The sequence below is a fragment of the Micromonospora sp. NPDC005553 genome (genome assembly GCF_042871765.1).
Taxonomy (GTDB): domain Bacteria; phylum Actinomycetota; class Actinomycetes; order Mycobacteriales; family Micromonosporaceae; genus Micromonospora.
In genome coordinates this window covers 662,874-675,021 of sequence record NZ_JBIAJD010000004.1, presented here as the reverse complement: position 1 = coordinate 675,021, position 12,148 = coordinate 662,874, and the positions used below count along the sequence as shown (strand labels likewise).

The window sequence follows — 12,148 nt, the reverse complement described above, 5'->3', positions numbered from 1 at the left end:
CCCGTCAACCTCATGATCGACGGCGCGATAGGGGGTCAGACCGGGTCTGCCACCGGGGCTGCGGGGCCGGCCGTTCCGGTGTGGGCGGTCGCGGCGGGCTTGGGCTTGGCGTCGATGCCGGCCTCGGTGCGCTGCTGCGCGGTGATCGGGGTGGGCGCACTGGTCAGCGGGTCGAAGCCACCCCGGGTCTTCGGGAACGCGATGACCTCGCGGATGGAGTCGGCACCGGCGAGCAGCATGCAGACCCGGTCCCAGCCGAAGGCGATGCCGCCGTGCGGCGGGGCGCCGTACTTGAACGCCTCCAGCAGGAAGCCGAACTTGTCCTGCGCCTCCTCGGGGGTGATGCCGAGCAGGTCGAAGACCCGCTTCTGCACGTCACCCCGGTGGATACGGATCGACCCGCCGCCGATCTCGTTGCCGTTGCAGACGATGTCGTACGCGTACGCCAGGGCCCGGTCCGGAGCCTCCTCGAACCGGTCGACCCACTCCGAGTTCGGCGAGGTGAACGGGTGGTGCACGGCCGTCCAACCGCCCTCGTCCGTGCGCTCGAACATCGGCGCGTCGACCACCCAGCAGAACGCCCAGGCGCTCTCGTCGATCAGGCCGGACCGCTTGGCGATCTCGACGCGGGCCGCACCCAGCAGCTCCTGCGCCTCCCGGGTGGTGGCGCTCGCGGCAAAGAAGACCGCGTCACCCGGCTTCGCGCCGACCGCGTCGGCGAGCCCACCCAGGTGCTCGGCGGACAGGTTCTTCGCCACCGGGCCACGTGCCTCGCCGGTCTCCGCGTCCAGCACCACGTACGCCAGGCCCCGCGCGCCACGCGCCTTCGCCCAGTCCTGCCAGCCGTCCAGCTCCTTGCGGCTCTGCGCTGCGCCGCCCGGCATCACCACCGCGCCGACGTACCCGCCCGCGTCGATGGCCCCGGCGAAGACCCGGAACTCGGTGCCGCGCAGGTACTCGGTCAGCTCGGTCAGCTCGACGCCGTAGCGCAGGTCCGGCTTGTCCGAGCCGTACCGTGCCATCGCGTCGTGCCAGGTGATCCGTGGGATCGGACGGCTGATCTCGTGCCCGGCCAGGTCCTTCCACAGCGCGGAGACGATCGCCTCACCAAGGTCGATCACGTCGTCCTCGGTCACGAACGACATCTCGATGTCGAGCTGGGTGAACTCCGGCTGCCGGTCGGCGCGGAAGTCCTCGTCGCGGTAGCAGCGGGCGATCTGGTAGTACCGCTCCATGCCGCCCACCATCAGCAGCTGCTTGAACAGCTGCGGCGACTGCGGCAACGCGTACCAACTGCCGGGCTGCAGGCGCACCGGCACCAGGAAGTCGCGGGCGCCCTCCGGCGTCGAGCGGGTCAGCGTCGGCGTCTCGATCTCCAGGAAGTCCCGCTCGTGCAGCACGCCCCGGGCCAGCTGGCTGGCGCGCGAGCGCAGCCGCAGCGCGTTCGCCGGGCCGCTGCGGCGCAGGTCCAGGTAGCGGTACCGGAGTCGGATGTCGTCGCCGGCCTCGATCTGGTCGTCCACCGGCAGCGGCAGCGGCGCCGCCTCGGAGAGCACCTCCAGCTCGACGACGGTCACCTCGACCTCGCCGGTGGGCAGCTCCGGGTTCTCGTTGCCGGCCGGGCGGCGGGTCACCTCACCGACGACCTTCACGCAGAACTCGTTGCGCAGCGCGTGCGCGTCTTCCTCGCGGAACACCACCTGGACAACACCGGAACCGTCGCGCAGGTCGACGAAGATGACCCCGCCGTGGTCGCGGCGGCGGGCCACCCAGCCGGCGAGCGTCACCGTCGAGCCGGCGTCCGCGGCGCGCAGGCTTCCGGCATTGTGGGTACGGATCACGGCTGGCAACTCCTCATTCGCGGTGCGGTGTGCCTCCGCATTCTGTCAGGAGCGTCGGCAACGATCCGCGCCACCCGTCGACCCGGCCGATCAATCCGGGCGAATCAACGGGTGGCGCGGTCTGTCCGCAAACCTCAGTCTTCGGGAATGTTCCAGGCCGTGACCCGGATGACGGTCGTCCGGTCGTTGCTGATGGCGACGACCTCCAGCAGCACCACCCGCCATCTGTCCCGCTGTTCACGCGCCGCGGCGTAATTGGTCCTGATGCAGAGCCAGGAGCCCTTGCGAAGTGGCACCTCGGCCTCCGAGGCGATCGGGGCGGAGCGGATCGAGTTGTTGCACTCCGCTGGCTTCATCCCCGCCGTCGCGGCTTCACTGCCCTCCACCCCGTTTGCCAGCTTGATGAAGGGAGCGCCCGGACAGCCAGCGTTGAGGGCCATCTCCGTGCTGTTCGACCCCACGTTGGCACGTGGTTCATCGAGGTCCACCTCCATCTCCTTGAAGCAGTCTGTCGGCTTCAAGGTGAGGCTCTGATTCTCGTATTCAGGCTCGTAGACCGTCTGTTCGTTGAGCGCAGGGGGCGTCCCCGGCGAACGCGGCGGTTCCTCCGGCGAGGCGGTCGTCTGCGCAGGATCGGCCGCTCCGGACGTGCTGGGAGGATCCGCGACGGGTCCGGTGCCGGTCGAGCCGACGGGTTGCCGGGCGGACGCGATGTCTCGCGCGGTCTGCGCCTGGTCCAGTGCACGCCAAGAGACGGCAGCCGAGCCGACGGCCACCAGCAGCGCCAGCACGGCGACGGCGACCACCACCAGGCCCAACGTGTTGCGGGGCGCGGTGGCGACCGGTGCAGCCGATGGTCGGGGAAGCGTGGCCCCACTCGAGAAGGGAGCTGATTTTTCGCCACCGGGCGGTGGCGTTGGTGGCGGAGGAACCGGGGTGGGTTCGGGGGGTTCGGGACGCGGATCGGGTTGGCTCACCGCAAAACCTCCTGCATCGGCAGAAGTCAACGTCGGATGGGGGCAGGCTGTTCTCCAGTTCGGGATCGGCACATTATCAGGAACCCGCCATCGCCCGGGGCAGAGTATTCTTCGCCGACGCGAAGTGACCGGAACCCGTCAGACATCAGCGGTCCAATCTCTACGTCGGTGGCGGAAAGGTAGATGCCCGATATGCAGGATTCCAGCCAGGGAGCGACGCCAATACCGGCCCGGCGCGGGGCACAGGTGGCAATCGCCTTCACGGTGCTCGGGGTGCTCGTCGCGGCTGCCGCATTAGCGCGGGACGTCTTCGACTGGCGGGTGGGCCCGGGCGCGCTGACAGCCACCGCGTCGACGGCGGGTGCCGCGCCAGCCAACCCGTCGCCCGCCAGTCCCGCGTCGGGTGTCGCACCATCGGCCAGCGCCCCGCAGGCCGTTCGACTGGACACCCTGGCCGTCGAAGCTGGCGCGGTGAATCTCGGAAAGCTTCCCCGCCAACTGAACGGTCGATCCGAGTACGACCGCCCTATTGTCATCGGCTGCCCGACGAATTCTGGCGCGGACAAGCAACGTGAGGTCACCTTCAAGCTGCAGCGCCGCTATATCGATCTGACCTCGACCGTACGGCCGTTCTTCTCAGCTCCGGACGACCATGACGGCGTCGTCCTGGTCTATGCGCTGGTGGCGATTCGGCAGACGGACGGGACGATCACCCGGGTGACGCGGGGGCAGCAGTTCGACGCTCGAATGAACAGTCCGCAGGACCTCACGGCGGACATCGAGGGTGCCGACGAACTGACGTTGCGTGTCCAGTGCCAATACCCGGGTGGGTCGGTCATCCTCACCGCCGCCACGGTCAGCGCGGGCTGACCGCTCCCGGCGAACCCGGCTCAACCAGGCGTCTCGGCGGTTAACGTGGCGAAATGCGGCCCGTACCGAACTGGGCCGTCGCCACGGCGGCGGCGGCGCCCGTGCTGCTGGTGGCCGGTTGGACGGTGGCGGAGGCCCGACAGCCCGTCGGGTACGACCCGGTCCGGGACACCATCAGCGAGCTGGCAGGACAGGACGCCACCGACGCCTGGATCATGGTGGTGGCCCTGGTGCTGCTCGGCTGCTGTTACCTCTCGGTCGCCGCCGTCCTGCACGCGGCCGGGCTGCCCAGCCGCTTTCTGCTCGCGATCGGTGGGGTGGCCACCATCGCGCTCGTCGCCTTTCCCCGGCCGCCGGTCGGCGGTTCACTCAGCCACGGCGTCGCGGCGACGGTGGCCGTTCTCGCCCTGGTGCTCTGGCCGGCTGGTTCGGCACTGCGGCTGCCGCGCGGCAACGACACCGAGCACCCCACCCGACCGGAGCCGCCCTGGGCGTTCCGCCGGGCGGTCGGGCTGAGCGCCACGCTCGTGTTGCTCGCGCTCTTCGGCTGGTGCGCGTTCGAGGTGACCAGTGGCTCCCGCACGGGGTTGGCCGAGCGGGTGACGGCGGTGGCGGTCTCCCTCTGGCCGCTGCTGGCGGTTCTCTCCGCCCGGCGGGCGCACCTCGCCTGGTCGACCGGCGGCACCGTACGCGTCGGCCCGGACCTGCCGACCATCGGCGTCGTACCCCCGGATCCCCTCGGGCCATCCAGCGGGCCCACCCCCGGGCGACCCGACCGGCTGCCGTGAGTCGTCGCCCCGTCTGACCTTTCGGCGCCCGGCCTGAACCGGCGGCCGTGCCGTCGGCCCGCGCCCAGCCCCGGAACCGTGCCATCGGCCCTTGCCCGGTCCCGGAACCGTACCGTCGCGTCGTTACGATCGCTCGATGTCTGTGGTTCCCCGTTGGGCTCTCGTGTCGGCCGGTGGCGCACCGCTGTTCCTCATCGGCGGCTGGACCCTGGCCCAGGCCGCCCAGTCCGACGGATTCGACCCGGTGCGGCAGACCATCAGCGCGCTCGCCGCCACGGGTGCGGACCATCGCTGGATCATGACGGTCGGGCTGGCCGGCCTGGGCCTCTGTCACCTGGTGACCGCGCTCGGCCTGGTCAGCGCCGCGCCGGCGGGCCGAGCGCTGCTCGCGCTGGGCGGGCTGGCGACCCTGGTCCTGGTCGCGTTCCCGCAGAACGCGAGGGGCAGCTCGACGACGCACGTCGTGGCCGCCGGTGTGGCGTTCGGAGCGTTGGCCGTCTGGCCGGCCCTGGCGGTGCCCCGTCGGGCCGCGCCGTCGCCCGATCGGGAACACCACCACCCGCCGGCTCCCATGCGCGCGTTGGCGCTCGCGGCGGCCGTGCTCCTGCTCGGACTGGTCGGCTGGTTCGCCGTCGAGTTCATCACCGAAGGGGCATTGATCGGGCTGACCGAGAGGCTGGCGGCGGCCGCCGAGGCAGGCGTACCGCTGGCCGCCGTGCTGGTCGTCCGGCGTCGACCGGGACGGTCCGGGCCCGGCTGAGCGTCGTCGTGTTCGGTGGCTGTCAACGCGACGCGGGCCGCCGGAGAGTTCCGGCGGCCCGCGAGCGGTGCGTGGATCAGAAGACGCTGACGCCGTAGCGGCTGAGCGCCTCGGTGACCGGCTGGAAGTAGGTCGTGCCACCGGTGCGGCAGTTGCCGCTACCACCGGAGGTCATACCCAGGGCGGTGGTGTTGGCGAACAGCGAGCCGCCGCTGTCGCCCGGCTCGGCGCAGACGTTGGTGCGGATCAGGCCGGAAACCGAACCCTCGGCGTAGTTCACCGTGGCGTTGGTGGCGTTCACCGTGCCGCTGCGCAGGCCGGTGGTGCTGCCGGAGCGCTGCACCGACTGACCGACGGAGGCGTTGCCGGAGCCGGTGATGTCGCGGAAGCTGCCGTTGTAGAGGGAGACGTTGCCGGCGGCGTTGGCCGAGTTGCTGTGCCGCACGATGCCGTAGTCGTTGCCCGGGAAGCTGGTGCCGGTACGGGTGCCGATCAGCGAGGTCTGGCCGGAGTTCGAGTACCAGCTGGCCGAGATGTTGGTGCAGTGCCCAGCCGTCACGAAGTAGTAGGTGCTGCCACTGCGCACGTTGAAGCCGAGCGAGCAGCGCCCGCCCCCGCCGGCGTAGATGGCCTGGCCGCCGGAGATCCGGGTGCTCAGCACGCCCGCCTCGGCCTCGACCCGGACCGCGCCGTTGGCCCGCGCGGCGGCGGCCTTGACCCGCTCCAGCTTGGCCCCGGTGACGGTGCTGTCGACGGAGACGACGACCTGGTTGGTGACCGGGTCACTCCACCAGGCGGTGCCTGGGATCTTGGCGGAGCGCTCCAGCTCGGCGGTGGCCCGGTTGAGCTCGGCGGCACCGCGGGTGACGTAGCGGACGACGGCGCCGGCCTTGCTCGCCTTACTGGCGGCGGCCGCGTCGGTCACCGTGACGACGGATTTGCCGCTGGCGTCGATGTACGAGCCGGCGGAGCGGTCGCCGAGTGCCGCGGAGATCGCGGCGGCGGCGTCGGGGGACGCGGCAGGAGCGGCCTGGGCGGGCGCGCCGATGAGCGAGCCGACGACCAGGGTTCCGGAAACGGCGACTGTGGCCGCAACGCGGAATGAGGACCTCGTGGGTCGCATGTAACAAACCTCCTGGGCGGGGGAGCGGGTCTGCCGGGGGCGACTGACCCGAGGGCAACGCGGCCGATCTGGGGAAATCGGCCGGCTGAGACTGAAGTATTCACATACTTAAGATCATTAACAAGGCTTGGATTCGCCCGAATTCGTCGACCTCGGCCGGTCGCACGGCCGCAACACCCCCGACACGCTGGCGAACAGCCACCGTCACACCTAATCGACGACCGCCGCACTTTCAGCGCGTACGGTCATCGATGTCTTCTCCGAGTCGCCGCTCAGCGCGGGGCGCGGCGGGCGTCGGGTCAGGGGGTACGGCGTCGGGCGCCGGGGCCCGGGCTGGGTACCACGTCACGTGGCTGACCCACGTCGTGACCCTCGGAGCAGCGCAGTTCGGCGCGTACCTCGGCGCCGCAGTCGCGGTGCGTGACGCGCAGCGGTGGGCCCTCCGCGTCGGCGAGGTACCGGTCACCCCAGGCGAGGACGGCGACCAGCACCGGCCACAGGTCCAGGCCCTTGTCCGTGAGCCGGTACTCGTGGCGCAGCCGACTGCCGGGCTCCCGGTACGGCTCGCGACTGAGCACGCCCTGCTCCACCAGGGTGGCGAGCCGGTTGGTCAGCACCTGGCGCGGAATGCCGGTGCGTACCCGCATGTCGTCGAAGCGGCGTACGCCGGTGAACACCTCACGGAGGACCACCAGCGTCCAGCGCTCACCGAGGACCTCCATCGCGCGGGCGATGGTGCAGTTCTCCACTGACCAGTCCAGAGCCGCGGGTCGCATCCGACCAGGCTAGATCTCGTTGACAGACTCAGCAACCGGCTGCCAGGCTGCGTCCATGACGCAGACGCAGGAACCAGCGCGCAGCCGTACCTTCACGTGGGCGGACCCGGCGACCAACGCCGCCCAGGTCGGTCGGCGAAGCGGCCTCGACATGCTCCGGGCGATGATCGCCGGCGAGCTGGCCGCGCCGCCGGTGATGCACCTTCTCGACATGGCCAGGATGGAAGCCGACGAGGGCCGGGTCGTCGTCGAGCTGACTCCACAGGAGTTCCACTACAACCCGCTCGGCAGCGTCCACGGTGGCGTGCTCTCGACCCTGCTGGACACCGCTGCGGCGTGCGCCGTGCACACCACCCTGCCCGCCGGGGTGGGCTACACCTCGCTGGACCTCAACGTGAAGTTCCTCCGCCCGGTCACCGTCGACAGCGGCACCCTGCGCTGCGAGGGCACCGTGCTGCAACGCGGCCGCCGTACGGCCCTGGCCGAGGCCCGCATCACCGACGCCACCGACCGCCTGGTAGCCCACGCCACCAGTACCTGCCTCCTCCTACCCCTCCCCTAACCCCACCCCTTCCCATTCCCATTCCTTTGGGTTGATCATGAAGTTATTGCCCCGACACGCCGTCGCGAGTGGCAATAACTTCATGATCAACCAGGGCTGGTGGGGTGGGGGTGGGGTGGGGTGGGGTGGGGTGGGGTGGGACGGGGTGGGTTTAGCGGAGGGCTAGGCGGGCGGCTCGGGCGTCGCGCTTCTCCTCGAAGCGGCTCGCGGCGCGGTCCAGGTTCTCCAGCTGGGCGGCGAGCTGCTCGCGGGCGGCCTCACCGTCGGCGTTGAGGCCGGTCACGTTGAAGACATCCCACTGACGCAGGACCGGCTGCAGCACCTCGTCGCGGTGCTGGCGCAGGTCGTAGATGCCGGCCAGGGCGATCGCCACCGACTTGCGGGCGAACCCGTCGATGCCGCTGCCCGGCATCTGGAAGTCGGCCACCACGTCGGCGACGGCCCGCATGGCCTGGCTCGGAGCCAGCTCGAACGCGGCAGCGAGCAGGTTGCGGTAGAAGACCATGTGCAGGTTCTCGTCGGCGGCCACCCGGGCCAGCAGCGCCTCGCAGGTGGGGTCGCCGGTGGCCTTGCCGGTGTTGCGGTGCGAGATCCGGGTGGCCAGCTCCTGGAACGAGACGTACGCCAGCGAGTGCAGCACCTCGTCGCCGTGGGCGTTGGTGTAGCCCTCCGACATGTGCGTCATCCGGGCCCGCTCCAACGCCACCGGGTCGACCGCCCGGCTGACGGTCAGGTAGTCGCGGATCGCGACGCCGTGCCGGCCCTCCTCGGCGGTCCACCGGTGCACCCAGGTGCCCCACGCGCCGTCGCGACCGAACAGGGTGGCGATCTCGTGGTGGTACGAGGGCAGGTTGTCCTCGGTCAGCAGGTTCACGATCAGCGCGGTGCGGGCCACGTCCGGGATGGTGGAGTCGGTCGGTGACCACGCCTCGCCGCCGAGTGGCCCGTCGAAGGTCCGCCCTTCGCTCCACGGCACGTACTCGTGCGGGAACCACTCCTTGGCGAGCGAGAGGTGGCGGTCCAGGTTGCGGGCGACAACCGGCTCCAACTCGACGAGCAGCGCGGTCTGGCTCACTGTGGTGCTGACGGTCACGAGAAACTCCCTACGGTGGCGTAACTTACGCTACCGTAGGTCCCCGCGGCCGTCAGCGCCAGTGGGGGCACTCAACCGACAGTGGGTTTGAGGTCTCCCGGGGGTGGCGTCCACTCCCCCGCACCGGCCGTGACCTGCTCACCGGAGCGGATGTCCTTCACCTCGTCCGGCGCTCCCTCGGCACCGGGGAACCACACGTACGGGATACCGCGACGCTCGGCGTAACGGATCTGCTTGCCGAACTTCGCCGCGCTCGGCGACACCTCGGTCGGCACCCCACGCCGCCGCAGCGCCTCGGCCACCCGGTTGCTGGCCGTACGGTGCTCCTCGCTGGTCACCGCGACGAGCACGGCGGTCGGCACCTCCCGCGAGACCGACAGCTCCCCCGCGCCGAAGAGCAGACCGAGCAGCCGGGTCACACCGATCGAGATCCCCACCCCCGGGTACGAGACAGCGCCGGCGCTGGCCAGGTTGTCGTACCGGCCGCCGGAGCAGATGGAGCCGAAGCGCTCGTAGCCGCGCAGCTGGGTCTCGTAGACGGTGCCCGTGTAGTAATCCAGCCCACGGGCGATGCGCAGGTCCGCCACGCAGAGGCCGGGCGAGTGCTCGGCGGCGGTGTCCACCACCCGGACCAGCTCCTCAATGCCCTCGTCGAGCAGCGGGTCGTTCACCCCGAGCGCCCGGACGGCGTCGGCGAACGAGGCGTCCGGGGCGGAGATCTCGGCCAGCGCCAGGCACGCCTTGGCCTGCGCCTCGCTCGCCCCGGCGGTCTGGGCCAGCAGCTCGGCCACCTTCGCCGGGCCGATCTTGTCGAGCTTGTCCACGGCCCGCAGCGCCGCCTCCGGGTCGGTCAGCCCGATGCCCCGGTAGAAACCCTCGCAGATTTTGCGGTTGTTGGCCTGGATCGTCACCGGTGGGATCGGCAACGAGCGCAACGCGTCCCCGATGACCAGCGGCATCTCCGCCTCGTGGTGCGCGGCCAGGGTGTCCCGGTCGACGATGTCGATGTCGGCCTGGACGAACTCCCGGTAACGGCCCTCCTGCGGCCGCTCGCCCCGCCACACCTTCTGGATCTGGTAGCGGCGGAACGGGAAGCTCAGCTTGCCGGCGTTCTCCAACACGTACCGGGCGAACGGCACGGTCAGGTCGAAGTGCAGGCCGAGCTGGTCGTCACCACCGGCACCCTCGGCGTCGGCGTGCAGCCGCCGGATCACGTAGACCTCCTTGGAGGTCTCGCCCTTGCGCAGCAGCTGGTCCAGCGGCTCCACGGCGCGGGTCTCCAGCGGCGCGAAGCCGTACAGCTCGAAGGTGGCCCGGATCCTGTCGAGCACGAACTGCTCGATCATCCGCTGTCCGGGAGTCCACTCCGGGAAGCCGGAGATGGGCGTGGGCTTGCTCATCGGCGTACTCCTTGCGGTTCCGCGCCGGTGGCGCGGTGGTGTCGTGGGTCCGCGCGCGGCGCGGACGGAAGATCTAGAGGCCCCGGGTGGGAGCGGCCGGCGACGTGCCAGCCACCTCGATGAGGTACGGGTTGCTGGCGCGCTCGCGGCCGATGGTGGTGCTGGGGCCGTGGCCGGGCAGCACGACGGTGTCGTCGGCCAGCGGGAGGATCTTGTCGCGCAGGCTGGTGAGCATGGCCGGCATGCTCCCGCCCGGCAGGTCGGTGCGGCCGATCGACCCGGCGAAGAGGACGTCACCGGAGAGGCACAGCTCGTCAGCCTCCCAGCCCGACCCGGCGCCCGGCAGCCGGAACAGCACCGACCCGCCGGTATGGCCCGGGGCATGGTCGACGGCGATCTCCAGGCCGGCGAGTGTGAGGGTGGCGCCGTCGGTCAGCTCCGCCACGTCCTCCGGCTCGGTGTAGCTCAGCCGGCCGCCGAAGAGCGACGTCAGGTCGGTCGAGAGGCCCTTCGACGGGTCGGCCAGCATCTCCCGGTCACCGGGGTGCACGTACGCCGTGATGCCGCGCGCGCCGCAGACCGGAGCGACCGAGAAGGTGTGGTCGAGGTGGCCGTGGGTGAGCAGCACGGCGGCCGGATGCAGGCGGTGCTCGGCGAGCAGCGCGTCGAGCTGGTCGAGCACCCCGATGCCCGGGTCGACCACCACGCACTGCTCCCCCGGCGCGGTGGCAACCACGTAGCAGTTGGTGCCGAAGGCGTCCGCGGGAAAGCCGGCCACGAGCACAGGCGCTGTCCTTTCCGTCGAGCAGCTGTCGTCCTGCACAGCAGCCTATCGGGCGGGCCGAGCGAGTTTGCCGCGTCCGTCCCACACGTCCCGCCAGGCACAGTGACAACCTCCGATAAGCGCTGCTCGGGATGGGGTGGACCTCGTACACCACATTCCCAGTCACTAGCCGTACACTCTGGCGGGCGTGTGGCGCGGCACACGTGACGCCCGGACGGGCCGGGGCGACCGGCCGCCGGCGACGACCAGGCAGAGGAAAGGGGAGCACCGGTGGCTTCCAGCAGGGACCGGCAGCGCAAAATGGCGCGGGCCAAGCTCGACCGGCAGATGGCTCGCCGGGCCGCGTCCACGCGGCGCCGACGGCAGATCCAGGCCGGAGTTGGCGCCGCTCTGATCCTCGTGCTGGTCGTGGCCGGCTCAGCCTGGGCGCTCGGGGCCTTCGACTCCGACCCGAAGCAGAACACGGCCGCACAGGACACCTGCCTCTGGACGCCGCAGGACGCGACGGCCAACACCAACCTCAAGGACGTCGGCACGCCGGCCACCAAGGATCTGCCCACCGACGGCACCCGGGCGATGACCGTGACCACCAACCAGGGCGCGCCGATCACCGCGGAACTGAACCTGACCAACTCTCCGTGCGCGGCGGCGAGCATCGCCCACCTGGCGAGCCGGTCGTTCTACGACAACACCAAGTGCCACGAGATCACCGCCGAGGGCGCGCTGCGCTGCGGCGACCCCAGCGGCACGGGTCTCGGTGGGCCGACCTACTCGTTCTACGACGAAGAGGTGCCGACCGTGCCGTCGGCGTCGCCGTCGGCCAGTCCGGCCCCCGGCCAGCCGCCGACGTACCCGAAGGGCACGGTGACGATGGTCTCCAACCCGCCGGGCAGCAACGGCAGCCAGTTCCTGATCTTCTTCAAGGACTTCACCACCGCCGACCCGAAGTACCCGGTCATCGGCCGGGTGACCGGCGGGCTTGACGTGGTGGAGAAGATCGGCGCCCTCCCGACCGTGGACAATGGGACCGGGGCGAAGGTCAAGCCCAGCACCGATGTGACGATCCAGAGCCTCACGGTCGGTGAGCCGGTCACCGGTGCGGCACCGGCTCCGTCGGCCTCCGGCACCCCGGCCAGCAGCCCGAGCGCCGGCTGACCGGGCGCCACCAACCACC

General features: G+C 70.9%; 12 protein-coding genes. 5 read left to right on the top strand and 7 right to left on the bottom strand.

The window, feature by feature from the left end; all coding sequences use genetic code 11:
• Positions 1-35 precede the first annotated feature (35 nt).
• Positions 36-1,841 (bottom strand): aspartate--tRNA ligase, encoded by a 1,806-nt coding sequence (gene aspS / locus ACFYPG_RS20185; RefSeq protein ID WP_355009226.1) that lies wholly within the window; start codon positions 1,839-1,841, stop codon positions 36-38.
• 134 nt (positions 1,842-1,975) lie between these two features.
• Positions 1,976-2,650: a hypothetical protein gene (locus ACFYPG_RS20180; RefSeq protein ID WP_387353335.1), complete on the bottom strand. Its 675-nt coding sequence runs from the start codon at positions 2,648-2,650 to the stop codon at positions 1,976-1,978.
• Between the two features lie 351 nt (positions 2,651-3,001).
• Between ACFYPG_RS20180 and ACFYPG_RS20175 the strand changes: the two genes are divergently transcribed.
• From ACFYPG_RS20175 to ACFYPG_RS20165, 3 genes are all read left to right on the top strand, one after another.
• The gene (locus ACFYPG_RS20175) at positions 3,002-3,688 is read left to right on the top strand and encodes a hypothetical protein (protein WP_387353333.1); all 687 of its coding nucleotides are present in this window, start codon (positions 3,002-3,004) and stop codon (positions 3,686-3,688) included.
• 53 nt (positions 3,689-3,741) lie between these two features.
• Positions 3,742-4,476, top strand: coding sequence for a DUF998 domain-containing protein (locus ACFYPG_RS20170; RefSeq protein WP_387353331.1), 735 nt, complete (start codon positions 3,742-3,744; stop codon positions 4,474-4,476).
• Positions 4,477-4,612: 136 nt separating this feature from the next.
• Positions 4,613-5,236 (top strand): DUF998 domain-containing protein, encoded by a 624-nt coding sequence (locus ACFYPG_RS20165; protein ID WP_387353330.1) that lies wholly within the window; start codon positions 4,613-4,615, stop codon positions 5,234-5,236.
• 76 nt (positions 5,237-5,312) lie between these two features.
• Here ACFYPG_RS20165 and ACFYPG_RS20160 read toward each other — a convergent pair whose 3' ends face one another.
• The gene (locus ACFYPG_RS20160) at positions 5,313-6,359 is read right to left on the bottom strand and encodes a S1 family peptidase (RefSeq protein ID WP_355009231.1); all 1,047 of its coding nucleotides are present in this window, start codon (positions 6,357-6,359) and stop codon (positions 5,313-5,315) included.
• Positions 6,360-6,658: 299 nt separating this feature from the next.
• Positions 6,659-7,135 (bottom strand): winged helix-turn-helix transcriptional regulator, encoded by a 477-nt coding sequence (locus tag ACFYPG_RS20155; protein WP_387353328.1) that lies wholly within the window; start codon positions 7,133-7,135, stop codon positions 6,659-6,661.
• 55 nt (positions 7,136-7,190) lie between these two features.
• On the opposite strand from ACFYPG_RS20155, the gene ACFYPG_RS20150 reads away from it, so the two are divergent.
• The gene (locus ACFYPG_RS20150; RefSeq protein WP_355009233.1) at positions 7,191-7,697 is read left to right on the top strand and encodes a PaaI family thioesterase; all 507 of its coding nucleotides are present in this window, start codon (positions 7,191-7,193) and stop codon (positions 7,695-7,697) included.
• Between the two features lie 151 nt (positions 7,698-7,848).
• Here the strand turns inward: ACFYPG_RS20150 and ACFYPG_RS20145 are convergent, their stop codons facing one another.
• From ACFYPG_RS20145 to ACFYPG_RS20135, 3 genes are all read right to left on the bottom strand, one after another.
• Entirely contained in the window at positions 7,849-8,790 is a 942-nt protein-coding gene (locus ACFYPG_RS20145) for an acyl-ACP desaturase (RefSeq protein ID WP_181518646.1), read from the bottom strand.
• Positions 8,791-8,861: 71 nt separating this feature from the next.
• Positions 8,862-10,190, bottom strand: coding sequence for a histidine--tRNA ligase (gene hisS / locus ACFYPG_RS20140; protein ID WP_387353325.1), 1,329 nt, complete (start codon positions 10,188-10,190; stop codon positions 8,862-8,864).
• 73 nt (positions 10,191-10,263) lie between these two features.
• Positions 10,264-10,974 (bottom strand): MBL fold metallo-hydrolase, encoded by a 711-nt coding sequence (locus ACFYPG_RS20135; protein WP_238659786.1) that lies wholly within the window; start codon positions 10,972-10,974, stop codon positions 10,264-10,266.
• A 270-nt stretch (positions 10,975-11,244) separates the two neighbouring features.
• Between ACFYPG_RS20135 and ACFYPG_RS20130 the strand changes: the two genes are divergently transcribed.
• On the top strand, positions 11,245-12,129 hold the full coding sequence (locus tag ACFYPG_RS20130; RefSeq protein WP_355009235.1) for a peptidylprolyl isomerase: 885 nt from the start codon (positions 11,245-11,247) through the stop codon (positions 12,127-12,129).
• The last annotated feature ends 19 nt before the right edge of the window (positions 12,130-12,148 follow it).

Coding starts and splice junctions, on each gene's coding strand:
- ACFYPG_RS20175 (WP_387353333.1), top strand. CDS start 3,002: ATGCCCGATATGCAGGATTCCAGCCAGGGAGCGACGCCAATACCGGCC.
- ACFYPG_RS20170 (WP_387353331.1), top strand. CDS start 3,742: ATGCGGCCCGTACCGAACTGGGCCGTCGCCACGGCGGCGGCGGCGCCC.
- ACFYPG_RS20165 (WP_387353330.1), top strand. CDS start 4,613: ATGTCTGTGGTTCCCCGTTGGGCTCTCGTGTCGGCCGGTGGCGCACCG.
- ACFYPG_RS20160 (WP_355009231.1), bottom strand. CDS start 6,359: ATGCGACCCACGAGGTCCTCATTCCGCGTTGCGGCCACAGTCGCCGTT.
- ACFYPG_RS20155 (WP_387353328.1), bottom strand. CDS start 7,135: ATGCGACCCGCGGCTCTGGACTGGTCAGTGGAGAACTGCACCATCGCC.
- ACFYPG_RS20150 (WP_355009233.1), top strand. CDS start 7,191: ATGACGCAGACGCAGGAACCAGCGCGCAGCCGTACCTTCACGTGGGCG.
- hisS (WP_387353325.1), bottom strand. CDS start 10,190: ATGAGCAAGCCCACGCCCATCTCCGGCTTCCCGGAGTGGACTCCCGGA.